Source organism: Lysinibacillus sp. NPDC096418, assembly GCF_044762775.1.
Classification (GTDB): Bacteria; Bacillota; Bacilli; order Bacillales_A; family Planococcaceae; genus Lysinibacillus.
On sequence record NZ_JBIWEY010000013.1, the window covers coordinates 41980 to 68314 of the forward strand.

The 26335-nt window shown below is 39.2% G+C and carries 22 protein-coding genes; 19 read left to right on the forward strand and 3 right to left on the reverse strand.

What is annotated here, in order from left to right; all coding sequences use genetic code 11:
• Nucleotides 1-49: 49 nt before the first annotated feature.
• The 14 genes from ACIQZG_RS11995 to ACIQZG_RS12060 all read left to right on the forward strand — a co-directional run bounded on the left by ACIQZG_RS11995 (nucleotide 50) and on the right by ACIQZG_RS12060 (nucleotide 14169).
• A complete protein-coding gene (locus ACIQZG_RS11995) occupies nucleotides 50-1180 on the forward strand; it encodes a glycerate kinase (protein WP_402755416.1) in 1131 nt (376 codons plus the stop codon).
• On the forward strand, nucleotides 1177-2352 hold the full coding sequence (locus ACIQZG_RS12000) for an MBL fold metallo-hydrolase (RefSeq protein WP_402755417.1): 1176 nt from the start codon (nucleotides 1177-1179) through the stop codon (nucleotides 2350-2352). Before ACIQZG_RS11995 ends, ACIQZG_RS12000 begins: the two co-directional genes overlap by 4 nt.
• Nucleotides 2339-2584 (forward strand): DUF3006 family protein, encoded by a 246-nt coding sequence (locus tag ACIQZG_RS12005; RefSeq protein ID WP_402755418.1) that lies wholly within the window; start codon nucleotides 2339-2341, stop codon nucleotides 2582-2584. Before ACIQZG_RS12000 ends, ACIQZG_RS12005 begins: the two co-directional genes overlap by 14 nt.
• Before the next feature lie 145 nt (nucleotides 2585-2729).
• Entirely contained in the window at nucleotides 2730-3518 is a 789-nt protein-coding gene (locus ACIQZG_RS12010; protein ID WP_402755419.1) for an HAD family hydrolase, read from the forward strand.
• A gap of 322 nt (nucleotides 3519-3840) precedes the next feature.
• Entirely contained in the window at nucleotides 3841-5625 is a 1785-nt protein-coding gene (locus tag ACIQZG_RS12015; RefSeq protein WP_402755420.1) for a XylR N-terminal domain-containing protein, read from the forward strand.
• Nucleotides 5626-5815: 190 nt separating this feature from the next.
• Nucleotides 5816-7354 carry a 4-hydroxyphenylacetate 3-hydroxylase N-terminal domain-containing protein gene (locus ACIQZG_RS12020; protein WP_402755421.1) on the forward strand — a complete coding sequence of 513 codons (1539 nt, stop codon included), beginning with the start codon at nucleotides 5816-5818 and terminating at the stop codon, nucleotides 7352-7354.
• 22 nt (nucleotides 7355-7376) lie between these two features.
• Nucleotides 7377-8342, forward strand: a complete 966-nt coding sequence (locus ACIQZG_RS12025; RefSeq protein ID WP_402755422.1) for a catechol 2,3-dioxygenase — start codon at nucleotides 7377-7379, stop codon at nucleotides 8340-8342.
• A gap of 114 nt (nucleotides 8343-8456) precedes the next feature.
• The gene (locus tag ACIQZG_RS12030) at nucleotides 8457-8936 is read left to right on the forward strand and encodes a flavin reductase family protein (RefSeq protein ID WP_402755423.1); all 480 of its coding nucleotides are present in this window, start codon (nucleotides 8457-8459) and stop codon (nucleotides 8934-8936) included.
• Nucleotides 8937-8946: 10 nt separating this feature from the next.
• A complete protein-coding gene (locus ACIQZG_RS12035) occupies nucleotides 8947-9720 on the forward strand; it encodes a 2-keto-4-pentenoate hydratase (RefSeq protein WP_402755424.1) in 774 nt (257 codons plus the stop codon).
• 17 nt (nucleotides 9721-9737) lie between these two features.
• The gene (locus ACIQZG_RS12040) at nucleotides 9738-10613 is read left to right on the forward strand and encodes an acetaldehyde dehydrogenase (acetylating) (protein WP_402755425.1); all 876 of its coding nucleotides are present in this window, start codon (nucleotides 9738-9740) and stop codon (nucleotides 10611-10613) included.
• A 25-nt stretch (nucleotides 10614-10638) separates the two neighbouring features.
• Nucleotides 10639-11652 carry a 4-hydroxy-2-oxovalerate aldolase gene (gene dmpG / locus ACIQZG_RS12045; protein WP_402755426.1) on the forward strand — a complete coding sequence of 338 codons (1014 nt, stop codon included), beginning with the start codon at nucleotides 10639-10641 and terminating at the stop codon, nucleotides 11650-11652.
• A 21-nt stretch (nucleotides 11653-11673) separates the two neighbouring features.
• The gene (locus ACIQZG_RS12050) at nucleotides 11674-12465 is read left to right on the forward strand and encodes a 2-keto-4-pentenoate hydratase (protein ID WP_402755427.1); all 792 of its coding nucleotides are present in this window, start codon (nucleotides 11674-11676) and stop codon (nucleotides 12463-12465) included.
• Nucleotides 12466-12482: 17 nt separating this feature from the next.
• Nucleotides 12483-12680 carry a 2-hydroxymuconate tautomerase family protein gene (locus tag ACIQZG_RS12055; RefSeq protein WP_402755428.1) on the forward strand — a complete coding sequence of 66 codons (198 nt, stop codon included), beginning with the start codon at nucleotides 12483-12485 and terminating at the stop codon, nucleotides 12678-12680.
• Nucleotides 12681-12693: 13 nt separating this feature from the next.
• Nucleotides 12694-14169 (forward strand): aldehyde dehydrogenase, encoded by a 1476-nt coding sequence (locus ACIQZG_RS12060; RefSeq protein WP_402755429.1) that lies wholly within the window; start codon nucleotides 12694-12696, stop codon nucleotides 14167-14169.
• Between the two features lie 658 nt (nucleotides 14170-14827).
• On the opposite strand, the gene serA is transcribed toward ACIQZG_RS12060, so the two are convergent.
• Nucleotides 14828-16441 (reverse strand): phosphoglycerate dehydrogenase, encoded by a 1614-nt coding sequence (gene serA, locus ACIQZG_RS12065; protein WP_402755430.1) that lies wholly within the window; start codon nucleotides 16439-16441, stop codon nucleotides 14828-14830.
• A 744-nt stretch (nucleotides 16442-17185) separates the two neighbouring features.
• Here serA and ACIQZG_RS12070 point away from each other — a divergent pair.
• Nucleotides 17186-18841 carry an FAD-binding dehydrogenase gene (locus ACIQZG_RS12070; protein WP_402755431.1) on the forward strand — a complete coding sequence of 552 codons (1656 nt, stop codon included), beginning with the start codon at nucleotides 17186-17188 and terminating at the stop codon, nucleotides 18839-18841.
• Nucleotides 18842-18894: 53 nt separating this feature from the next.
• Here ACIQZG_RS12070 and trhO read toward each other — a convergent pair whose 3' ends face one another.
• Complete coding sequence (gene trhO / locus ACIQZG_RS12075; RefSeq protein ID WP_402755432.1) at nucleotides 18895-19866, reverse strand: oxygen-dependent tRNA uridine(34) hydroxylase TrhO; 972 nt, start codon at nucleotides 19864-19866, stop codon at nucleotides 18895-18897.
• 138 nt (nucleotides 19867-20004) lie between these two features.
• Here trhO and ACIQZG_RS12080 point away from each other — a divergent pair, with 138 nt between their 5' ends.
• Entirely contained in the window at nucleotides 20005-20787 is a 783-nt protein-coding gene (locus ACIQZG_RS12080) for an enoyl-CoA hydratase (protein WP_402755433.1), read from the forward strand.
• Nucleotides 20788-20845: 58 nt separating this feature from the next.
• Here the strand turns inward: ACIQZG_RS12080 and ACIQZG_RS12085 are convergent, their stop codons facing one another.
• Complete coding sequence (locus ACIQZG_RS12085; protein WP_402755434.1) at nucleotides 20846-21031, reverse strand: YhzD family protein; 186 nt, start codon at nucleotides 21029-21031, stop codon at nucleotides 20846-20848.
• A 207-nt stretch (nucleotides 21032-21238) separates the two neighbouring features.
• Here ACIQZG_RS12085 and ACIQZG_RS12090 point away from each other — a divergent pair, with 207 nt between their 5' ends.
• The 3 genes from ACIQZG_RS12090 to yhaM are packed head-to-tail and all read left to right on the forward strand — an operon-like array spanning nucleotide 21239 to nucleotide 26291.
• A complete protein-coding gene (locus ACIQZG_RS12090) occupies nucleotides 21239-22456 on the forward strand; it encodes a metallophosphoesterase family protein (protein ID WP_402755435.1) in 1218 nt (405 codons plus the stop codon).
• The gene (locus ACIQZG_RS12095) at nucleotides 22453-25356 is read left to right on the forward strand and encodes an ATP-binding protein (protein ID WP_402755436.1); all 2904 of its coding nucleotides are present in this window, start codon (nucleotides 22453-22455) and stop codon (nucleotides 25354-25356) included. The genes ACIQZG_RS12090 and ACIQZG_RS12095 overlap by 4 nt, the downstream gene beginning before the upstream one ends.
• The gene (gene yhaM / locus ACIQZG_RS12100; protein ID WP_402755437.1) at nucleotides 25353-26291 is read left to right on the forward strand and encodes a 3'-5' exoribonuclease YhaM; all 939 of its coding nucleotides are present in this window, start codon (nucleotides 25353-25355) and stop codon (nucleotides 26289-26291) included. The genes ACIQZG_RS12095 and yhaM overlap by 4 nt, the downstream gene beginning before the upstream one ends.
• Nucleotides 26292-26335 lie beyond the last annotated feature (44 nt).

Here is a 26335-nt window from a genome sequence, read left to right on the forward strand (position 1 = left end):
TAGAAGTTAGTCTACTCATTATGTGATTGATTATTTAGGGGGTGATTAGATGCGAGTGGTAGTATGTCCTGATTCATTTAAAGGGTCATTATCTGCAATTCAAGTTGCGACGATAATATCAAATGCTTTTCATGAAGTGGATGAAACGACTAAAGTAGATTGCGTACCGATTGCGGACGGTGGCGAAGGGACAATCGATGCGTTTTATGAGAGTATTGGGGGTACTTTATATGCCGTCATAGTACAAAATCCAATGATGGAAAAAATCGAAGCGTGCTATTTAGTATTACCAGATGGAACATGTGTGATTGAAATGGCACAATCAACGGGTTTACATCTAGTAAAAGAAGAATTACGTGATCCATTGGTGGCGACGAGCTACGGTATGGGGGAAATGATTCGTCATGCGCTTGATGCAGGTTATCGAAGATTTGTTGTTGGTATAGGTGGTAGTGCAACAAATGATGGGGGCTATGGTCTCCTTCGAGCATTGGGTATGCAGTTTTTCGATGAACAGGGCAAGGAACTAGCAGTGGATGTACTCGCGTTGCAAAAAGTAGCTCGCATCGATACATCTGAGTTTGACAAGAGAGTAAGAGAAAGTACATGGACTCTTGCATGTGATGTTGATAATCCGCTCCTTGGTGAAACTGGTGCGACAGCTGTATTTGGTCCTCAAAAGGGTGTGACAAAGGGGATGCGTCTACAATTGGAACAAGCACTGGCCCAACTAGCCAAAGTAGTAGAAAAACAGGTTGGCTTTGCTGTGCATGAAGTGGCAGGAGCTGGTGCTGCAGGGGGTGTCGGGATGGCATTGCTCGCTTATTTTCCGGTAGCCCTTAAACGTGGCATTGATGTTGTTAGTAGAACAACAGGGCTTGTTGATAAAATCGCTCATGCAGACTATGTTATTACAGGCGAGGGCTATTCTGATCACCAGACGTTGAATGGAAAAGCCCCGCTCGGTATAGCAAAATTGGCACAGCAGCTGCAAATTCCTGTCGTGTTATTGTCAGGCAAGGTAGCAGGTGAAAGCAGACAAGCACTACAAACGCATTTTTCTATTATTATGGCTGCAGCAGATGAACAAATGTCAACTGCCTTTGCGATGGACAATGCTGTAGATTTATTATTTGCTAGAGCTAAAAAACTAGCACAACAATTAAAGGAGACACTATGAAAAAAATAATACTCGTACTTGCCGTAATGCTTATACTTGCTGGCTGTACATCGAATCCAGATACAAGTAAAACACCAGCTAATGCTGGGGATGAAATGCGTGTGCATTTTATTGATGTAGGACAAGGTGATTCGATTTTTATTGAGTCGCCGAATGGTCAGACAATGGTGATTGACGGTGGCGTAAAGGGTGCTGGACCAGAGATAGTCGCTTACTTAAAAGAGCAAGGCGTGCAAAAGCTCGATGCCGTAGTAGCTACGCATCCTGATGCGGATCATATTGGTGGATTAATCGCTGTATTGAATTCGATTGAGATTGAGAAATTTTATGATTCGGGGAAAGTACATACATCACAAACCTTTGAAGAAATGCTAACGCTTATTGATACAAAAAACATTTCTTATAATGTACCGAAAACAGGTGACATATTAGCATTTGATGAAGCGGTATCAGTTAAAGTTTTAAGCGCGGATGAAACGGCATCGGATAATAATGATGCATCGATTGTTTTAAAGGTTACTTATGGAGATGTATCGTTTTTATTAACAGGTGATGCAGGTGTCGCGCTAGAAAAAGAAATGCTAACGCAAGATGTAAAAGCGACGGTATTAAAAGCAGGACATCACGGTTCTAACACAAGTAGTTCTCAAAGCTTTATTCAAGCAGTGCACCCAGAAGTAACTGTGTTAAGCTACGGTGAAGACAATAAATACGGGCATCCGCATGAAGAAGTTGTAGAACGTTTACAAGAAATTGATAGCAAAATTTATGCAACAGCCAAAGCCGGAACCGTTATTGTGTCTACAGACGGGGTAAACTATGATGTAGGTGCAAAGGAATGGTCGAATAATATCGCGACGACACCTCTTAAAAAAGAAGGCATAGATATTATTAGTAAAGATTTAGAGAATGAAATTGTGGCTATTCAAAATAATACTGCAGAAGCGGTGGACTTAAAGGATTGGCAACTCGTTTCAATTGAAGGTAATCAGATTTTTAACTTTCCAAATGTAATGTTACAACCTGGCCAGATAATTTATGTAACGAGTGGTTCGGCAGCACGTGAAGGACAAAATTATTTGAAATGGACGGGTAGACAGATTTGGCTGAATGATGGAGACGCGGCACAATTATTAAATGCGAAGGGGGAAATTGTTAGTGAGCTCGACTAAATACACATTAGATCGTATAGAAGATGGTTATGCTATTTTTTTGAAATATCCGGATGAGGAAGAGCATGTCATTATTGCATTGTCGGCGATTGATAAAGCGGTACAAGAAGGTGACCGTGTAATGATTGAAGAGATTGGTGACGCCGTTCATATTGAAATTTTAAAAGAGGAAACAACAGAGAAAAAAGAAGAAATTCAAAGTTTAATGGACCGATTACGTAATAAAAAATAGTCGCACAAGTTGCGGCTGTTTTTGTTTTTTTTAGATAAGGAACATGTGCAAAAACTCTACCTGAAAACTATGCTAACAATTCTGAAAGTATGCTAGAATAAAAGATATGGATTCTTTTATCCAACATGACCTAGGAGCTGAAAATATGCCAATTAACACAATTATTTTTGATTTAGACGATACACTGCTATGGGACAAACAATCAGTAAAAACTGCATTTGAAAAAACATGTGAATACGCAGCTACAATACATACACTTGACCCAGCTGAATTAGAAGAAGCTGTGCGTAAAGAAGCTCGCACACTTTATGAAGGCTATGAGACATATGATTACACAGTTTTAATTGGTATCAATCCATTTGAAGGATTATGGGGCACATTTGATGATCCAACAGATTCTTTCCAAAAAATGAAGGAAATCGTGCCAGGGTATAGAACAGCAGCTTGGACAAATGGCTTAGCGGCAGTTGGCATTGACGATGCTAACTTAGGGGCAGAGCTAGGGGAGCGATTTGTGGCTGAGCGTAAAGTGGCGCCATACCTTTATGAAGATACGTTTGCAGTGTTAGATGAGCTAAAAGGCAAGTATCAGCTTGTCTTACTAACAAATGGTGCACCGAGTCTACAAAATTTAAAACTAGAAATTACACCTGAAATTGCACCATACTTCGACCATATCATCATTTCTGGTGACTTTGGTAAAGGGAAACCAGATGCATCAATCTTTGAATTTGTCATGGAGAAAGCAGGCATTCAAGCGGAAGATGCTATTATGGTTGGTGATAACTTGAATACTGATATTTTAGGTTCTTCTCGTGTTGGTATGAGCAATGTGTGGATTAACCGCGAAAGCAATGTGCCAAATGGCGTTGTGACACCAACGTACGAAGTCGATTCATTAACAGCGTTATTAGAGCTTGTGAAAGAGCTTTAAATATATATGTCATAAATAATATTCCGAAAAATGCACTTATTTATATAAAATAAGTGTATTTTTATTTAGAGATTAAAATTGTCTGAAAAATGAATTTATACTATTATTATGTATACAAGTGAATGCTTTAACTCTAGTAATTACTTTCGATTGTAACTATCATTCTGTGAACTGTTTTGCTTTGTAATTGGAAAACGCTTACTTTAATTGAGCTAGGAAAGTATGTACAAGTCTTATTGATTTAGTCTTACTCATATAGCAACAAACAGAGGAACAATTAAGAGCATTTAGAACATTACTCATGCTTATAGGGGTGAACATGATGAAGGCAAATCGGCTAGTATTTGAGAATTCTATTGATGTTAATCCACGTTCGGGCATCATAAAGTTTAATGGTAATCGAATGGTACTAAAATCTGCAGAGGCATTAGGGTTATTTCGGCGTGATATTATACAAACATTAAATATGGAACGTGCAAAGGGGTTTTTATTACGTTACGGCTGGGCATGTGGTTATAGTGCGGGTGGTTCGATTGAAAAAATATATAACTGGAAAGAGATAAACGAGCTAATAATGGCTGGAGCCGCAATTCATACGTTGGAAGGCGTCGTTAGTGTGCAAATAGATTTATTGGAAGTAAGTGATGATAAATTTGAAATGGAAGGAAAATGGTTCCACTCTTATGAGGCTGAAGAGCATGTCCGCCATTTTGGTTTTAGCGAAGAAGGCGTATGTTGGACATTAATCGGTTATGTAGCGGGGTTTTTAGCAAAGGTTTATCCGAAAGAAGTTGTTGTTTATGAGGAAAAATGTCGTGGTAAACGCGATGAATACTGTAAATTTGTTGTCTGTACGAAGGATCATGCTACAGCAGAGCAATTAGACATACTACGTTATTTTAAAGACACTTCTTTAGCGGATGAATTAGATGCTACGTATAATGAATTAAAAATTTTAAATAATTCCATTGTTTATTCTGACTCCATTCATAAGCAAATGACACATGCAATGCTTGAAGGGTATACGTTAAATCAATTATTGCATTTATTAGGTGATGCCTTGAAATGTAGTGTAGCGATAGAACGCAGGTATTTAATGAAGCCGATTGGTTATTATTTTATGCATGAGGCTGATGAACATTTGTATGTAGGTGCCAGTCGTACGAAGAAAGAGTTTCGACATGAATATGAGATACTGACGATGAAAAAACAATTAGGAACCTTAGTTGTACTTAGTCATCAAGAAATGACACGTGAGCAGGAGATGATTATCGAGCGATCTGTTACTGTATTTTCGGTTTATTTATACACACAAATGCAAATTGCGCAATCACAGTGGAAACGGAAGTCCGATTTTTTAGATGAAATCATGAATTGGCAATCTTCAACTGAAGCACTTATTAAAAAAGCTCGAAATATTTTCTATTTTGACCCGAGTAAAAATAATCGAGTGATTGTTATTACTTCGGAACATGAAGAGCCAGAGACATTGCATAGTTTTTTAACGACTGAGTATTTAAATATAGAATGTTTTATTAAAAATCAAGAAGTGTTATTAATTCTTGAGGAATGTGAGCAAAATGATGCGTATATACCGAACTTTATCAAACAATTAACGACATGTTTAAAAGAGCGTTTTAAACAATCCGTATTTAAAATCGGTGCAGGGCAAAGTGCTGAAAAACTCGAAAAAATTGGCAGTAGTTATAATGAGGCAAGGCTAATTTGTCAATTTTTATGTTATGTAACTCCCTTGCAGACGCAATCTGCTATATATGAAAATTTCCAACATATTATGTTATTTTTAAAAACGACAAACCCAAGAGAGCTTTTACAGTTCTATGAGGAAGTCCTAGAAGATTTATTAAAGTATGATGTGCAAAACAATGCAACACTTATCTATACGTTAGAGGTTTATTTAAATCAGAATGGAAATGTTAATAAAACAGCTAAGGCTCTGAATTTATCAATTCCTGGTTTCCGCTATCGAATGGAGAAAATTGAGTCTTTATTACGAGATGATATACGTACAGGTGATGGACGTTTTCGTTGTCAACTTGCATTGAAGGTATATTATGCAATTGAGGCGTTAGGCATAAAAAAATAGGGCATAGAAGTAAAATGCAAAAAAGTCAGCTATTTAGCTGGCTTTTTTCTTATATTTGCAAATATTCCTTCAATTTATAAAGTAAAAGTAGAAAACACTATACTTTTTATAAGTTATCTAAAAAATCGGAATATATTAAACTGAAATAGACATGTCAAACAAGTAATAAATAGAGGTAGGAGGGAAGAGAATGGTTGTTCAACAAACTACTAAGCCATTAACAGGGCAAGAGTATTTAGAGAGTTTAAAAGATAGTCGAGAGATTTGGTTACATGGGGAACGTGTAAAGGATGTAACGACACATCCAGCATTTCGAAACTCAGCACGATCGATATCGCGACTATATGATGCCATGCATGACCCGAAATACAAAGATATTTTAACTTGTGAAACTGATACAGGAAGCGGCGGTTATACACATAAATATTTCCGTACCGCACGTAGTGCAGATGATTTAATTCAAGGACGAGATGCAATTGCTGCCTGGGCCCGTCTTACATATGGGCAGATGGGGAGAACACCTGATTATAAAGCTTCGTTCCTCGCAACGCTTGGTGGGAATCCAGAATATTATTCACCTTACCAGGAAAATGCAAAACGATGGTACAAGGAAGCGCAGGAACGTAATTGGTTCTTCAATCATGCAATTGTGAATCCTCCTGTAGACCGTCATAAGGAAGTGCATGAGGTAGGCGATGTCTTTATTCAAGTGGAACGTGAAACGGACGAAGGTTTAATCGTCAGTGGCTCGAAAATGGTCGCAACCGGTTCGGCTATTACAAACTATAATTTCGTAGGCACATATGGTTTACCGATTAAAGATAAAAAGTTTGCTGTTGTATTCATTGCCCCGATGGATGCTCCAGGTGTGAAATTAATTAGCCGTGCATCGTATGAAATGACGTCCGCAGTTATGGGTAGTCCATTTGATTATCCGTTAAGTAGTCGCTTTGACGAAAATGATGCAGTACTCGTATTTGAGCAAGCACTTATTCCATGGGAAAACATTTTAATCTATGAAGATATGCAAAAAACGACATCCTTCTTTGTCGAAAGTGGCTTCATTAACCGCTTTACATTCCAAGGTGTAACACGTTTAGCAGTGAAATTAGATTTCATAATTGGTGTACTCCTCAAGGCATTAAAAACGGCGGGCACCGACCAATTCCGTGGTGTACAGGTGCATGTCGGTGAAATTATTGCTTGGCGTCATATGTTCTGGTCGTTAAGTGATGCAATGGCACTGAACCCAGAGAAAAAAGAAAATGGTACAGTCATTCCGAATTTAAATGGAGGCCTAGCTTATCGTGTGTTTTTGCAGGAAGGCTGGCCGAAGATTAAAGGCATTATTCAACAACTTGTGGCTGGAAACTTAATTGTACAGCCATCAAGCGCCAGAGATTTCTTAAATGAAGAATTTCGTCCGACATTAGATAAATTATATCGTGGTTCAAATGGAATTGAGGCACTTGAAAAAATTAAAACAATTAAGTTGCTATGGGATTCTATTGGTACTGAATTTGGAGGTCGTAGTGAATTATACGAACGTAACTACGCTGGTAATCACGAAGATATTCGCTTACAAACCTTGTTTGGGGCACAGGGGAGTGGCAAAACAGATGAGTTAATGGCATTTGCTGAGAAATGTATGGCAGATTACGATTTATCAGGTTGGACAGACCCAACTTGGATAAATCCAGATGATGTTAATTATTTTGCAAATAAATAATCAAAAATAGGGGGAATATTTAATGGCAAATTTTGATGTTGCACAATTAGCACATGTGGAGCTTTACACGCCAAAGCCAGAAGAATCTTTAAAATTTTTTACAGACTACATGGGGCTACAAATTACGGCGCGTGAAGGACAATCGGTGTATTTACGAGGCTATGAAGATTTCTACCATCACACATTAAAGCTAACGGAAGCTAAAGAAGCGGGACTTGGGCATTCTGCATGGCGTGCAAGTTCTCCAGAAGCACTGGAACGTCGCGTTGCATCTCTAGAAAAAAGTGGTTATGGAAAAGGTTGGATTGATGGAGATTTAGGTCATGGTCGTGCGTATCAATTTGTAACACCAGATGGGCATAATCAAGAAATTTTATGGGAAGTGGATTATTTCCAACCTGCTGAAGATCAAAAAACTTTACTAAAAAGTCGTCCACAAAAACGTCCATTAACTGGGATTCCAGCACGACGCTTAGACCACATTAACTTAATGTGTAGGGATGTAGCGAAAAACCGTGAATTTATGTCTGAGCATTTAGGTTTTAAGCTTCGTGAGCAAATTGTCTTGGACAACAATGATGAAATTGGTGCATGGATGAGTGTTAGTCCACTTGTACATGAGGTGGCACTAATGGGCGATCAAACTGGTAATAGTGGTCGCTTCCACCATATTGCGTTTTGGTATGGCTATCCACAGCACTTAATGGATACGGCTGATATTTTTGTAGAAAATGGTATTCAAATTGAAGCCGGTCCTGGTAAACATGGTGTAAGTCAAGCGTACTTCATGTATGTAATTGAGCCTGGTGGTAATCGAGTTGAGTTATTCGGTGATTCGGGTTATTTAATTTTCGACCCAGATTGGAAGCCGCTGACATGGCGAGAGAATGAGTTGAACGAAGCGATTGTTTGGTACGGATCGCCACTACCAAATGAGTATTTCTTATACGGTACGCCAGATAGAAAAGCTAAAGTTTCAGTGAAATAAGTAAAAACCTTTGTTAAAACCCCTTTAACGTGTGGTAATACATTTTAACCAGCTGCCTCAAATGTTAATTTTATAGCGTTTGAGACAGCTCTATATCATGAGGAGGTTATTTTAATGGATGATCGTCTATTTAGAACTGCAATGGGAAAATTTGCGACAGGTGTCACTGTCATTACAACAAACATTAATGGCACTATTCACGGCATGACCGCAAATGCGTTCATGTCTGTTTCACTTGATCCAAAATTAGTTGTTATTTCTATTGGTGAAAAAGCTACGATGCTTGAGTTGATTCAACAAAGTGGTACATTTACGGTCAATATTTTATCAAAACAGCAACAAGAGATGTCGATGTTGTTTGCTGGACAAATAAAAGAAGAACGTAAAGTAAATTTCGGTGATCTACAAGGAGCACCGACCATTGAAGGAGCAATCGCTCAAATTAGCTGTGAGGTAGCAAGTGCTTATATTGAAGGGGATCATACATTATTTATCGGTCGGGTGAAAGAAATTCTCTTAGAAGAAGGGGAACCACTACTATTCTTTAATGGTCGTTACGGTGCATTGGCGACTGAAACAACAATGCAAGTTTAGGGGGTAGACAATGAATACACAGATATATGCGGAGAAATTACAGAAGGCCGAGGAAACGAAGCAACCAATTAAGCCACTAACAACGACTGTACCAGAAATAACTGTAGATGATGCTTATGCAATTCAGCTACACCAAATTGCTATCAAGCAGCAACAAGGGAAACAAATCGTTGGTAAAAAGATTGGCCTAACGAGTAAGGCTATGCAGAAACTATTTAATGTTACGGAGCCAGATTACGGTCATATTTTATCGGATATGGTGGAGGTAGATGGTGCGACAATCTCACTCAATCATTTAATTCAGCCAAAGCTAGAATTTGAAGTTGCGTTTGTATTAAAGAAGGATTTATACGGACCCAATATTACAGTGGAGGACGTTATTGAGGCGACAGATTACATCGTACCTGCATTAGAAGTTATCGATAGCCGGATTACTGATTGGAACATTCGTTTTGAAGATACCGTTGCTGATAACGGTTCATCTGCAATGGTGATTATCGGTGGTACTTCGACGAAATTATCGGATGTTGATTTACCTCATATTGGCATGAATGTTTATCGTAACGGTGAGTTGTTTGATAGTGCTGCCGCTGCTGCTGTTATGGGTAATCCATTACGCGCAGTTGCGTGGTTAGCCAATAAACTTAGTAAATATAATATTGGTTTGCAGGCTGGTGAATTTGTGTTGGCAGGCGCATTGACAGCTGCTGTAACGATTGAAGATGGTGATACGTTTACGGCAGAGTTTGCACATCTCGGCTCTGTGTCTGCCACGTTTAGGTAGAAGGAGGAGAAATGAAGATGGCGAAATTGAAAGTTGCGATTTTAGGCTCCGGTAATATTGGTACAGATTTAATGTACAAAATTGAGCGAAGTGATTATTTAACAATGAGCGTCATGGTAGGGATTGACCCTACTTCTGAAGGTATTCAACGTGCGAAGGACCGTGGTTATCATACGATAACAAATGGAATTGATGGCTTAGTTGCTTGTCCCGAATTGTTTGATATTGTGTTTGATGCGACAACAGCAAAGGCGCATCAAACACATAGTGAGAAAGTGATTACCCTGGGTAAAAAGATGGTTGATTTAACTCCGGCGGCTATCGGTCCATTTGTTGTGCCATGTGCCAACTTAGAAAAATATGCGACAGCGGACAATGTCAATATGGTGACATGTGGTGGGCAAGCGACAATTCCGATTGTTTATGCCATTAACCAAGTTGCTGATGTTGAATACGCAGAAATCGTTGCAACTGTAGCGAGTGAAAGTGCGGGACCAGGTACACGTGCCAATATAGATGAGTTTACTGAGACTACGGCAAAGGCATTAGAAGTGGTAGGTGGTGCAAAGAAAGGAAAGGCTATCATTATTTTAAATCCAGCTGACCCACCAATAATTATGCGTGATACCGTACACGTTTTAGTGAATGAAGGTAATAAAGAACAAGAAATTACACGAGCAATTGAAGAAATTGTGCGGGCTGTTCAACAGTATGTACCAGGGTATCGGATGACGAGTTCACCAATTTTTAAAGGTAACCAAGTATCTGTCTTTTTAGAGGTGGAAGGTGCAGGCGATTTCTTCCCGACCTATTCAGGAAATCTTGACATTATGACAGCAGCCGCTGTACAAGTTGGTAATGAAATGGCGAAGCAACTAAATGTGACGGTGTAATCAAAATTTACTGGAGGTGAGTATCATGACAAAACAATTAACTGTTTTAGATGTGACGTTGCGAGATGGGAGTCACTCGATGCGTCACTCATTTACAGAGCAACAAGTTCGAGATGTAGCACGGGGATTGGGAAAAGCAAAAGTGAAATATTTTGAAGTGTCGCATGGTGATGGCTTAGGTGGTTCATCTTTGCAATATGGCTTTTCTAAGGTAAATGAATTAAAGCTGATCGAGGCGGCAAGTGAGGAATGTGGTGATTCTGCTATTTCGGTCTTGATATTACCGGGTATAGGTGTTAAGGAAGATCTAAAAAATGCAGTGAAGGCAGGGGCCAAAATGGCACGTGTGGCAACGCATGTAACAGAGGTAGATGTAGCAGGACAGCATATTCACCTAAGTCGAGAGTTGGGCTTGAAAACAGTCGGCTTTTTAATGATGGCTCACATGGCTCCAACATCTGTATTAGTGGAACAGGCGAAATTATTCGAAAGCTATGGTGCTGAAATCATTTATGTGACTGACTCAGCAGGAGCTATGTTACCTCATGAGGTCAAGGAGCGAGTAGCTGCATTGAAGTTACATGTTTCGTGCGAAATAGGCTTCCATGCCCATAATAATTTATCACTGGCAATGGCGAATACGATGGCGGCAGTAGAAGCTGGTGCTACGTATATTGATGGTAGTTTACGTTGCTTAGGAGCTGGGAGTGGTAATACGCAGACAGAAGTGATGGTAGCTGTATTTGAACGCCTTGGTTTTGAAACAGGAATTGATTTGTATAGGGCGATGGATGTTGCCAACGACGTAGTTGCACCATTTATGCCACGCCCACAAGAAATTACAGGCTCTAGCTTAATGATGGGCTATGCTGGGGTGTATTCTAGCTTTTTATTGTTTACACAGGAAGCGGCAAAAAAATATAACGTAGATGAACGTGAAATTTTAGTCGAACTTGGCAAAATGAAAGCAGTCGGTGGGCAAGAGGATTTAATCGCAGAAATTGCGCGTAATATTGCTAAAAATAAACAACCGGTATAAATAGAATCGGAGGAACGAGCGATGATGAAAACTGATACGCTGGAGCAAATTGCATATGAGCTTTTTAAAGCAGAACATGATGTGTATGAGGTCACAAAGTTTGTCGAGCAATACCCTGAATTGACAGTGGAGACAGCCTACGATATTCAAGATAAATTAATTGACCTAAAGTGTAAGCAGGAGCAAACAAAAACGTCTGGGTTCAAGCTAGGCTTAACAAGTAAGGCTAAGCAGCAAATGATGGGAGTACATGAACCAACATACGGTGTGTTACTAGCCAATATGGAGTTAGATCCACAGCAACCAATTTCGTTAAAGACTCTCATTCATCCTAAAATTGAACCGGAAATTGCTTTCATATTTAAAAAGGATTTACCTGGTCCAGTTGTGACCGTTGCTCAAGTATTAGCTGCTACTGATTATGTCACACCTGCAATGGAGATTATCGATAGTCGCTATTTGAATTTCAACTTTACCCTACCAGATGTGATTGCAGACAATTCTTCTTCCTCACGTTACATAGTGAGCACGCAAAAATACGCGGTAAATGAAGTTGACCTTGTGAATATGGGTTGTATATTCACGCAAAATGATGAAGTGTTTGCGACGAGTACAGCAGGTTCTATAATGGGTCATCCAGCGCGAGCGATTGCATGGATGGCAAATAAATTAATTGCTCGTGGTCAAAAAATTCGAGCTGGAGATGTTGTGCTAAGCGGCGCGTTAACGGGCTCCGCGACAATGCATGCAGGGGATCAGTTTACAGTAAGCTTTGATGGGATGGAATCGTTATCGGTACGAGTTGCACAATAGAACTGGAGGAATCTAAAATGCCGTTTATACAAATGACATTGGTTGAAGGACGTACGCCAGAAAAAAAAGAACAATTAATAGAAGAAGTAAGTAAAACCGTTTCAACAGTATTAGATGCGCCACTCGAAACCGTTCGTGTGTGTCTGAATGAAGTACCAAGTACGCATTGGGGAATCGCCGGGAAGTCCATACATCGTCGACAAAATGAAGAATAAGGAGTTGTCTCTCATGGAGAATATACAAACGAAGTTGAAGGAAGTTAAGCTATTTATTAATGGCGAATATGTAGAATCATCTTCTCAATCATTATTCGAAGTGAAAAATCCAGCGACACAGGAAATTATTGCGAAGGTGCATGAAGCAAGCTTTGAGGATGTTGATCGGGCGTGTGAAGCAGCGCGTAAAGCTTTTGAAGAAGGGCCTTGGCGTACAATGCCAGTGTCTGAGCGATGTACAAAAATTCGTCGGATGGCAGAAATTATACTTGAACGAAAAGAAGAATTGGCACGCTTAGAGGCACTTGATGTAGGCAAGCCATATCAAGTAGCATTAGAGCGTGAAATTCCTCGTGCTGCGGAAAATTTGAAATTTTTTGCTGATTTCATGGAACAGCAAGGTGGTGAGGTATACCCAATGGATGATGCCTATCTAAACTATACGCGCTATGAACCGGTTGGAGTAGCAGCATTGATTACACCTTGGAATTTACCGTTCATGCTAACAACGTGGAAACTTGGTCCATGCTTAGCTTCGGGTAATACGGCTGTTATTAAACCAGCAGAAATTACACCATTGACGGTATCATTACTAGGTGAGATTGCTCAGCAGGCTGGTATCCCAGACGGTGTGGTCAACGTTGTTCATGGCTTCGGTGTACAATCCGCGGGGGAATTTATGACGACGCATCCTGAAGTAGATTTAATTTCCTTTACAGGAGAAACTACGACAGGGAAAGCAATTATGAAAAATGGTGCAGATTCGTTGAAAAAAGTTTCGTTTGAATTAGGCGGTAAGGCGGCGAATGTTATTTTCGAGGATGCGAATTTAGATAGAGCAATCCCTGTTTCGATTCAGGCAGCATTTATGAACTCTGGGCAAGTATGCTTAGCGGGCTCACGTATTTTAGTCCAGCGTTCGATTTTAGATGATTTCCTTGCACGCTTTAAAGAGGCGGCTACAGCATTGGTTGTAGGGGATCCACAAGATGCAAAAACGAATATGGGGCCAGTAGTAAGTGAAACACATTATAACAAAGTAACAAGCTACCTAAGTATTGCTGATTATGAAAATTCCAAGCTGATTTATGGGGGGAAACGCCCTGAATTACCAGAGCATTTAAGTATGGGTTATTATCTACAACCAACCATTTATTTACAAGAAAATCCGCAAGCGCGTGTTTGCCAAGAGGAAATTTTTGGTCCAATCGTCACAATTATTCCGTTCGATACAGAGGAAGAGGCGCTTGCGATTGCAAATGGTACGGAATACGGCTTAAATGCAGTGGTGTGGACAGAAAACTTACAACGCGCACATCGTATATCACATGATGTTCGTGCAGGCACAATTTGGGTCAACTGCTGGTTTGTACGTGATTTACGTGCACCGTTTGGCGGCTTTAAAAAGAGTGGTATAGGACGTGAAGGTGGTCATCATAGTTTAGAATTTTTCACGGAAGCGAAAAACATTTGTATTGCGTTAAAATAATCCTTCAAACGCCAATTTACGGAATCTCTTCAGACGGATAAAACAAAAAACCAGCGTACTTGCCAAGAATGAAGACGAGTACGCTGTTTTTTAGACTACAACTCTTTTTGAATACAAACGGATGATCTGAATGTATCTTCCTTGCAATGTTATTCCAACGACATGATTGACTTGTTATCTAGGCTCTTAAAAAATGTCGCCAAGACTTCCTTATAATTTGAATATAAAGTAGGGAATATAACTCTGTTTTTAAATGAAAGAAACGTAATCAATACTGCGAAAAAGTGTGAAGAAGATTTTTAGGAATATTTTTGTGACTTAAAACCTCGAAACTTTTCAAACTCTCGATTTCGGTATAATACATATTTTTATATAAGTGCCGCTTTAGGTCTTTAGTTCCTATTTTCACTTATTTATATTTAAGTCGTATATCAATTTTGACAAATGGGCTTTTTAACGTTTGAAAAGTAATCTATAAAAAATTTGCTGTTCAGTATTCGCCCGTGCAAAATGAATACGACCTCACGATTTGGGTATATTCAAAATATATGCGAATGTTTTGCAAGAACGGATTTTGGTGTAGAGCCAGGAAAGTATTATCTTTTTGAAAAAATAAAAAGCAGAGAGCCTTAAACTCTCTGCTTGAACAATTTAGAAATTATAGATTAATCGCTTTTACTTCATCGATATTTTCAAGTTGACCAACAAATGCTAAATCTTCGTCAGTTACTACATTATCTACTGTTAACATCATGATCGCTGTGCCGCCAACTTGTGCACGACCAACTTGCATTGTTGCGATGTTGATATCTTTTTCTGCTAGCTTTGTTGCTACACGACCAATTGCACCTGGTTTGTCAGTGTTTTTGATGTAAAGAAGGTGACCTTCAGGTACTACGTCTACTACATAGTTTTCAACTTTTACGATACGTGCGCCAAGGCCATTTAATAATGTACCAGCAACTGTATGCGTTTCGTTAGCCGTTTTTACTTCGATTGTAATTAAGCTAGTGAAGCCTTTAGCAGTAGTTGTTTTATGTTCGTTAATTTTCATGCCGATACGTTCAGATAAATAACGAGCATTTACGTCATTTACATGGTTACCGTGGTTTTTAGATAATAAACCTTTTAATGCGTTTGAAGTTAATGGACGAACATCATAGTTTGCTACTTCACCAGCATAAGATAAGTTGATTTCTTTAACAGGCTCAGTTGTAACTTGAGATAAGAATGAACCTAGTTTTTCAGCTAATTCGAAGAAAGGCTCTACTTGAGCAAGTAGTTCTTTCGGAATTGAAGGCATGTTAACTGGGTTAGTCACAGTACCTGTTTTGTAGAACTTAATGATGTCGTTAGATACGTCAACAGCTACAGACTCTTGCGCTTCAATCGTAGATGCACCTAAGTGAGGTGTTGCGATCACTTGTGGCAAAGTTAATAATTTATGATCAGTTGCTGGCTCAGAAACGAATACGTCTAGTGCTGCTCCAGCTACTTTACCTGCTACGATTGCATCATATAAATCATCTTCGTTGATGATACCGCCACGTGCACAGTTAATGATACGTACGCCGTCTTTCATCATTGCGAATTTATCTTTGTTAATTAGGTTGCGAGTTTCAGGTAGTAATGGTGTATGCACTGTGATGAAGTCAGCAGCTGCACAAATTTCTTCTACTGTCGCTTTTGTTACGCCTAATTCTTTTGCGCGTTCTTCTGTTAAGAATGGGTCATAAGCCATTACGTTCATACGTTGACCTTTTGCACGGTAAGCTACTTCAACACCAATACGGCCGAAGCCAACAACACCTAATGTTTTGTTTTTCAGTTCAACACCAACGTAAGATTTGCGATCCCATTTACCGTTTTTAAGTGTATTGAACGCTTGTGGAATGTGACGAGCAAGAGAAGTCATCATCGCAATTGTATGTTCAGCAGCAGAGTTTGTGTTACCGTCTGGTGCGTTTACTACGATAATACCGTGTTCAGTTGCAGCTGCAAGATCGATATTATCAACGCCAACACCAGCACGACCGATTAGTTTTAAGTTTTTCGCAGCTTCGATTACTTCACGTGTTACTGTTGTTTGGCTACGTACTAAAAGTACATCTATGTCAGCAATTTTTGCCATTAATTCTTCTGGGGCAAGACCTGTATCAATAATAACATTTAAATTTAAGTCTTTTTCTTGACGAAGAGGGAAAATACCATCTTCACTCAGTGGATCAGCGATAAATACGTTAATTGTTTTTGTAGCAGTAATAGTAGTCATGAATAATTAGCTCCTTTTAAGTAACTTAATGTGTGATTTTAAAACAAAATAAAAAGCCTTTCGCGCCTTACAAACACAAAAATAGTGTCGTAAGGGGCGAAAGGCTATATAAACTTGGTTCGCGGTACCACCCTTAATCACTGTCCAAAAAAAATATATATTCCAGTACAGTCTTGGCTATATGCGTAACGTGCATGTGACGGACAAGCATACTTTGGTATTTTCAGCTTATCTATTCGGGAGTGGAACTATATCGTAGAAATCACTGATTTGCACCAACCATCAGCTCTCTTTGGATTTTCTTGTGACTAGCATGTCTCCGTCAATATATTTATGTATGATTAAATTTGATACCATCATAATCCCTATTGTTCACCTTTGTCAACAATATTTCTGAAAAATATAAAAAACAATGACTTCAAATGTCAGAAAAAGATATATTTACGAACTTTATCTTTTTTATCGGTTATTAATGTTCGTGTTTTTAGAGAGGACAACGAAAGCGCTACCGAAGTGTGTAAAGACAGATGTTATAAAGGTTCAACGAGTTTTTATAGACGAAATTTATGTAATAAAAAAATGGTATAAAAATGATAAAATGAATAAAAAACACTTTGTTTTTAAGAAGAATACGAACATTTTTTTATTCAACACATTTTTTTGAATTGTTAGTATTAGGGGGAAGGGAAAGTATTGATTTAGACAGAATGTAAATAAAGTAAGGAAGATTTTGGGGGTGTAATGATGAAATACGATGTGGCAATTGTCGGTGCAGGGCTTGCTGGTTTAGTCGCGGCTTGTGAGCTAGTAGATGCAAAAAAGAGTGTTCTTATAGTAGATCAAGAGTCGGAAAATTCGATGGGAGGGCAAGCCTTTTGGTCATTTGGTGGTTTATTCTTAGTCGATTCTCCTGAACAACGTAGGCTTGGTATTAGAGATAGTAAAGAATTAGCGTGGCAAGATTGGCTTGGGGCTGCCGGTTTTGACCGTTTAGAAGACGAAGATTCATGGGCTATGAAATGGGCAAAGGCTTATGTCGATTTTGCGGCGGGTGAAAAATATAAGTGGTTAAAATCATTAGGCCTTAAGTTTTTTCCGGTAGTTGGTTGGGCGGAACGTGGTGGAGCGTTAGCGGGTGGACACGGTAATTCTGTACCCCGTTTTCATATAGTGTGGGGGACAGGTCCAGGCATTATTAAGCCATTTGTAGATAAAGTTAAAAAAGCCATGGAAACGGGATTGATTGATTTTAAGCCGAGGCATCGTGTAGATGAGTTTGAAAAGCGTGATGGATGTATTACGGGCATAAGTGGAACCGTTTTAGCTGAAAGCTTTGCACAGCGTGGAGAAAAGAGTTCGCGCATTGGTGTTGGTGAATTCACGTACTTGGCAGATGCAGTTGTAGTAGCGAGTGGTGGAATTGGGGCTAATCTAGATTTAGTACGAAAGAATTGGCCAGAGCGACTTGGAACGCCACCAAAAAATATGATATCTGGTGTTCCTGCGTATGTGGATGGACGAATGCTCGAAATTACCGAAGACATTGGTGGACGTGTCGTCAATCGGGATCGCATGTGGCATTATACAGAGGGCTTGAAAAATTGGGATCCTATTTGGCCAAATCACGGAATTCGCATATTACCTGGACCGTCTTCTTTATGGCTTGATGCACAAGGAAATCGTTTTGAATCGCCGAACTTTCCTGGATTTGATACATTAAGTACGTTAGAAGCTATTCAAAAAACAGGATATGATTATTCGTGGTTTATTTTGACGGAGAAGATTATCGAAAAAGAATTTGCTTTATCTGGCTCTGAGCAAAATCCTGATTTAACAAATAAAAGTATTCATCAGGTGCTAAAGCGCATATTGCCTGGGCCACCAGCGCCTATTCAAGCATTTAAAGAGCACGGAGAGGATTTTGTCATTGCGTATGATTTAAAGGAATTAGTAAAGGGCATGAATAAGCTTGCAGGAAATGAGCTGCTTGATTTTATGAGGATTAAAGAGCAAATTCTAGCCCGAGATCGTGAGATGGACAATAAATTTACGAAGGATTTGCAAGTTACTGCAATTCACGGAGCAAGGAATTATATAGGCGATAAAATTGTTCGTGTTGCTAAGCCACATAAAATTTTAGATACGAAGAACTGGCCACTTATTGCAGTGCGTTTAAATATCTTAACACGTAAAACACTAGGCGGTTTGCAGACGAATTTAGATGGTGCTGTATTAGGAGTCGATGGAGAACCGGTCCCTGGATTATTTGCTGCGGGTGAAGTTAGTGGATTTGGTGGTGGCGGTGTTCACGGCTATCGGGCTTTGGAAGGAACTTTTGTAGGGGGCTGCTTATTTAGTGGTCGGCAAGTAGGACGTTATTTAGGGAGAAATAATTTATAGAAAGAAAAAATGCGCTTGCCGTTAATATTGGCAGGCGCATTTTCATTAGTTAATTAGACTGAAGTTTTTTGACGTTCGTGGATTTTAGTAATTTGTTCTTCAATTTGCTCTGATGTCCACTCGTTTTCTTCTACAAAGAAGTTACGTTTGGCACGACGACAATCGTCTGAGCAGCTACGCATATAAAATGCTTCGTGTTTTTCCTCGCAAAGCATTAATTTATGACATTCGGGGTTAGCACAGTTTGTATAACGCTCTGTTGGTTCTCCTGTGAAAAAGTCTTTGCCAACAATTACGTGTTCTACTTGGTTAATTTGCACTGTACGGCGACGGTCAAAAACAAACATTTGCCCATCCCATAATTGACCCTTTACTTCTGGATCTTTTGCATAGGTTGCAATACCACCATGTAATTGACCAACACTTTCACCGTAGCCCTCACGCTTTAGCCAACCAGAAAATTTCTCGCAACGAATACCACCAGTACAATACGTTAAAATTTTCTTGCCGTCGAAATCAGCCTTATGTTCTTCCATCCATGTCGGTAAATCGCGGAAAGTCTCAATATCTGGGCGGATGGCACCACGGAAATGACCTAGGTCGAATTCATAGTCATTACGTGCATCAATCACAACCGTGTTATCTTCTTGCATACGAGTCATAAATTCTTTTGGTGATAAATAATCGCCTGTAATTTCTAATGGATTAATATCATCTTCTAGACCAAGATGGACGATTTCTTGGCGTGGGCGTACATGCATTTTTTTGAATGTGTGACCTTCTGCCATGTCAATTTTCCACATAATATCATGAAAGCGAGCATCTGCTTTCATATGATTCATGTAAGTATCAGTTTGTTCAATAGTACCTGAAACTGTACCATTGATACCTTCTTTACCGACCAAAATGCGACCAAGAAGTCCGATTTCCTTACAAAGTGCTAAGTGCTCAGCCGCAAAGGTAATAGGATCTTCAATGGTAATATATTTATAAAAAAGTAAAACACGATAATCTTTTTGTGTCACAAGTATTTACCACCTTTAATTCGATATTCGTCATTAAATATAGCATAAATAGAATTATTTTGAGTAGGAAAGAAGGGATTTTTAAGAAAAACACGAATAGTAATTGTTGAATGACTATTCATTTATGGGGGTGTAGGAATGGAATTTTCAACAATTAAATTAGAAAAATTAGAGCGCCGTGCTACGTTAACACTCAATCGTCCAGCTGCTATGAATGCCATGGATACGGTGATGATGGAAGAACTTGCGCAGTGCTTTGAAGCTTTGCAACATGAAGCGGATATTCAAGTACTTGTTATTCGGGGGGAGGGCAAGGTCTTTTCAGCAGGCGGGGATATTAAAGCGATGGTAGACCCCAATCAGCCTATGGATATTGATGCGGCAATGCAATGCCTAACTCGTATTGTGAAGGCTTACTATCAACTACCAATGATCGTGATTGCTGCTGTACACGGTGCATCAGCAGGGTTAGGCTTTAGTTTAGCGCTAGGTGCAGACATTGTCGTAGCTTGTGAAAATAGTAAACTTGCGATGAACTTTATCGGTATCGGTTTAATCCCTGATGGTGGCGGTCATTTCTTTATGAAGGAACGTGTAGGGAATGTGAAAGCGAAGCAAATGATTTGGGAAGGAAAAGTACTAACAGCTACAGAAGCACAAGAGGTTGGCTTAATTGATTATGTGGCACCAGATGGGACTGTGTTTGCTGTAGCGGACCAGCTTGTTGGTAAAATGCTTGCTTCACCAATCGCTTCGATGATTACGACAAAACAAATTTTGCATACTCAAAATTTACCGATGCTAGAAAATATATTAGCGATGGAGGCGGCAGGGCAATCAGCGATGCGTAAAACAACAGATCATTTAGAGGGCATTAAAGCATTCATCGAAAAGAGAACTCCTGTCTTTGCAGGAAAATAAGCTATTAAAAAGGCACGTAACTCAATAGAGTTCGTGCCCTTATTTATTCCTAGAAAAATTATACGTGGAATAAAATTAATTTGCCTGATGCATTCACAAGACGATGTGTTTTTTCCGCAACACCTTTTTCTTCGATTTGTTGTTGTCCGTTTTGCTTAGCAACCTCGTCGTTTTCAAATGTCCACGTTTCATCAAACAATGTTTCCCCAGTTTTTTCAAAAGCAGTAAAACGGTAATTCTCCATAAATAAACCCCACCCTTTGCTTGAAGATATATATCTATTATACATAGAAGAATTATAAACTTCACTGCATATCTAGAGAATATTTAGTCAATTTGCGTAAAAAAGGGAATTCTGACGATTGGAATTATTTTATTCTGAAACTATCTATGATAAAATTAGAACAAATATTCGCTTTTTAGGTGATTTTGAACTATTTGAGGTGATTGGATGTCAACAATTCGTTTTTTTCATATGGCAGATTTACATTTAGACAGTCCGTTTAAGGGATTGTTTGGCTTACCTGAGCAAAACTTAAAAAAAATTCGTGAAAGTACATTTGAAGCTTTTGACAAAATTATTCACAAGGCAGTTAAAGAAAAACCTGATTTTCTCTTAATCGTAGGAGATATTTATGATGGTGAAAATCGAAGTTTGCAAGCACAGCGTCGTTTTCAAACTGCAATGGAGACGCTATTTCATCATAATATTCCCGTTATTTTATCTTATGGTAATCACGATCATTTAAGTGGTTCCTGGACACGCTTTGCATTACCTAGTAACGTGTATGAATTACCAGCAGAAACAAGTATCGTGCAACTGAAAATTCGAGGGCAACTGGTAAATGTATATGGCTTTAGCTACGGAGACCGTCATGTGGCAACTTCTATGATGGATACCTATCCAGTAGCGCAAAATCCGGATGCGATTCATATTGGGATGCTCCATGGTAGTGAAGCGAGTGATACAACACATGCTGTTTATGCGCCATTTAGAAAGGAGCAGTTACTCGAAAAAAATTATCATTACTGGGCACTGGGGCATATTCATAAACGTCAGCATCTACATCAGCATCCTTCTATAGTCTATCCTGGCAATATTCAAAGCCGCCATCGTAAGGAGCAAGGGGTCAAGGGCTTTTACGATGTGACATTATCTCAAACTGAGGTGGATTTAACATTTGTGCCAACTTCATCGGTTGTATATAACACGGTGGAAGTAGATTGCAACGATGTTTTACATGCGAATGAACTACTGACAAAATGTGAAGAGGCATTAGCAATAAATCGCCAAGAGTATGGTGCCTCTGTTGTAGAACTTCAGTTGACCAACATTGACGAACAAGCAGAATCCCTTTTTGAGCATGCATCAGTAGAAGCATGGCTTGAAACCATTCGTGAAGTAGAAGAACAGATTGAGCCGATGTGCTGGGTACAAAAGTTAACGTTAGAAGCATCGACAGCGACTAATTATGAGCCAACCGTTGCTACGGATTCTGTAATAAATTTAATAGAGCACTGGGGAATCGCTGAGTGGAAAGATGTCTTAAAGGATCTTTATCAGCATGCGGGTGGTGCTCGTTTTGTAGAGCCTTTAACCGAGCAAGATATTGAGCAATTAAAAATCAACACGCAAGCATTGTTAGTAGACGAAATTCAAAGGGTGTGAGTAGGCACATGCTATCCATCAACAAAATCCAAATATATGGCTTTGGAAAACATGAAAATGTCTCGATTTCCCTGCATGATGGTGTCACAATTTTTTATGGCATGAATGAGGCAGGGAAAACGACAATCCAGCAATTTATTATACAAATGCTTTTTGGTTTTCCAACTAAGCAGCAAACATTACAAAAGTATGAACCGAAAACAGCGACGAAATTTGGCGGACAGCTTACGATTAGTCATCCAATTTACGGAGAATGTACGATAGAACGTGTCAGAGGGAAAGCTACTGGAGATGTAACCGTGTACTGCGAGGACGGTACAAAGGGACAAGATGAACTGTTAGCCAAAATATTGTACGGCTATTCGAGAGCATCATTTGAGGCAGTTTTTGCATTTTCTATTCATGAATTGCAGGGTATTGAAAAAATGTCCGAGGAAGAACTAACGCATTTACTACTTGCCTCAGGTACAACCGGTGTTCAGCAATTATCAGTCCTTGAAAAGAAATTAGAAAAAGACGCAGGGGAACTATTTAAAAAGTCGGGAAAGCTTCCGCAAATAAATCAAAAAATCGAGCACATTAAGCTGCTGGAAAAGAAAATCAAACAAGAACAGACTGCGATTAATACGTTTGAAGAAAAGTCACTCAAATTACAACAACTTGAGAAAAGACTTGATGAATTATTTGGACAGCAGGAAGTGCAACAACAAGAATGGCAACAGCTTACTATATTAAAACAAGCGATGCCTCTTATGGAAAAACAACAGACGTTAAAATATTCCTTGAAGAGTTATGCGCAAAGTCATTTTCCGGCAGAAGGAATAAGGCGTTACGAACAATTGAAGGATCGCTTGACACACGAAACGTTGCAAGTCTCAAAATTAAAAGAGCAGTGCCAGATGCTGCAAACAAAACTACAGCAAACCGTTAACGAGCAGACGATTGATGAAATGGCTCGACTTTTGCACCGGGAAGCATCTTGGAATCAGTTACTGGCCAAAGAACAAAAATTAGGTGACGAGCTTTTTTTATTAGAGCAGGACATTGAGGCACAGTTTCGGTTATTAGGCATACGGGAAAATTCATCACAGCAAGCATTGCTTGAGGAAACAGTTTCATTGCAGCAGGAAGAGGAGTATCAGCAACAGTTAGTAGCTTTACATGATGCTGAAGAAGAACTAAAGTTTCATCTCCGTACGTTAGAGCAAACGCAAGAAGAGTTAGAAGTGATTGCGGGGCAAAAAAAGCAATATGCACAGGATGCATTAACTGGGGATGAAGAACATATTTTAGCAAAGTGGCCACAGCAACAGAAAAAACTTGAACAATTGCGACAGATGAGGTCACAACGTTCTAAACAAAAGCAACCGGTGTTACTGATATTCGTTGCACTAGTGATGAGTCTACTTGCAGCGGTGTATGGTGTGACACAAAAAAACATTGCAGTTTTGGTTATTGGTGTAGCAATGACCATTTTACTGATTTTGTTTTTGAAAAAACTAAAAAGTGTAGAAGCAACGCCAAATGAAAATAATGCGCGGGTATTACATGATTTAGAGCAGCAAGAAAATATTGTTCACATACTTCTGTCTAAAAAACAACGATTTGAAGATCAACAGCTTCTTATAAACGAGAAGCAACAAGAAAAAGAGCGGCAATATGCGAAGCTTGAGCATAAAATTCAACAGTTAGAGCACGTAATAGCTGAAGCTGTACAATTACTACAACACTTTTTACTGCGTTTCAAGATAGATGGGACGGTAGCAAGGCCTTTACTGCCAGAGCTTTTTATGCGTATTCGAGGTGCTCAGGAGTTAGCGACAAAAAAGGCAAGTACAGTAAAGCTCCTAAAAGAAGTACAAACGCAAAAAAATGAACTTTATGAACAACTACAGCAAGTGCTGGGAGAATGTTATAGCGAACAAGAAATTTTCATGCATTTGCGTTCAACGTATTTAGCGGCGCAACAAGATCAGCAAACAATGGTACAAACAAAGGAGCAACTTGCTGCGCTTTTGCAACAGATTCAGGAAAGTCAGCCGCTAATCACGAACTATAAAAATGAAATTGAGCAATTATTTAAAATAGCGAATGTGCAAGAAGAAGTCACTTATTATGAGGCATTTACTAAGTTTGAGCGACATCAACAATTAGTCGCAGAGTTGCAAACTGTGGAAAGTCAGCTAGCTTCATTAGACGCCTTGCATGTTTTTACGCCTATTAACCAGGACCAACTAGAAATAAAGACTAAAACAATCGAAGAGACACGTTTAGAGCTACAGCAGCAAATAGATGTCTGCTTAGAACAGCGCGCTTCTTTACAAATGCAAAAAGAACAGTTATTAAATGATGAAAAGTACGGTGAGCTCCTACAGCAATTTGAACAGGAAAAAGCAATTTTACAACAGCTTGTAGAGCAGTGGTCGGTACAAAAAGTGTTAGCGACAGCGATTCATCAGTCATTATTCCAATTACGTGAAGAAAAGTTGCCACATGTACTTGCGCAAGTAAATACGATCTTTCAAACGTTAACAGGGGGGCGCTATGAAAAGCTTTCAATAACTGAGGAAGGCTATTTTAAGGCTAAAGCAATTACGGGCCTACGTTATCATGTGGCAGAATTATCGCAGGCAACGAAGGAGCAAGCCTATATTGCATTACGCATGGCACTTGCACAGACTCTTGTGTCAACTGCACCTTTTCCGTTTATTATGGATGATCCATTTGTCCATTTTGATCGAAACCGTACAAACAAAATGGTACAATTAATGAAAGAAGTAGGATGTAACCGTCAAATTTTATATTTTACTTGTCATGAAACGATGCTCGAGTTTTGGCAAAAAGAGCAAATTGTCGGTCTAGAATCACTAGCAAAAGAAAGGGGAGTGACGTCAACGTGAATGGAATTACGATGCTCCAAGCAGGAGAACCAGTTGATCAATTTTTACTTATCAAGCAAGCAACAAAAGGGGTAACAACAGTCGGTAAACCGTTTATGTCACTGTTATTACAAGATAAAAGCGGAGATATTGAGGCGAAGCTTTGGGATACGAATGAGGAACATGAAAAAACATATCACCCAGAAGCGATTGTGCGTGTTGGTGGAGAAATTCACGACTATCGTGGTAAAAATCAATTACGCATTAAGACGATACGTGTTGTAAAGCCGGAGGAAGGTATTTCTATTAATGATTTAGTACCATCTGCAGCAACGCCAAAAGAGCAACTTTATGAGGAATTAAATCAATTCTTCTTCGATATTAAAAATCCAAACATTTCGCGTATTACGCGTGCAGCCATAAAAAAACATCAAGATGCAATTTTAGTTTTCCCAGCAGCTACGAAAAACCATCATGATTATGCATCAGGTTTACTCGATCATATGGTGTCGATGTTAAAGCTTGGAAAGGCAATTGCTGATTTATATCCAACGTTAAATCGAGATTTATTGTATTCTGGTATCATTTTGCATGATATCGGTAAAGTGATTGAATTATCGGGTCCTGTGGCAACGATGTACACAGTTGAAGGTAATTTACTTGGTCATATTACAATTATGGTGAATGAAATTGCCAAAATAGCAAGTGAACTAGAAATCGAAGGCGAAGAAGTGATGCTGTTGCAACATCTTGTATTATCGCATCATGGTAAAGAAGAGTGGGGCAGTCCGAAAAAGCCGATGATTCAGGAAGCGGAAATCTTACACTATATTGATAATATCGATGCCAAGATGAACATGCTTACGCGTGCACTCGGTAAAACATCTCCAGGCGAATTTACAGAGCGTTTATTCCCTCTTGATAATCGTTCATTTTATAAACCTAATATTGATTAAAAAAGGGTTACGCCAGTTTGGCGTAACCCTTTTCATATAGAGGC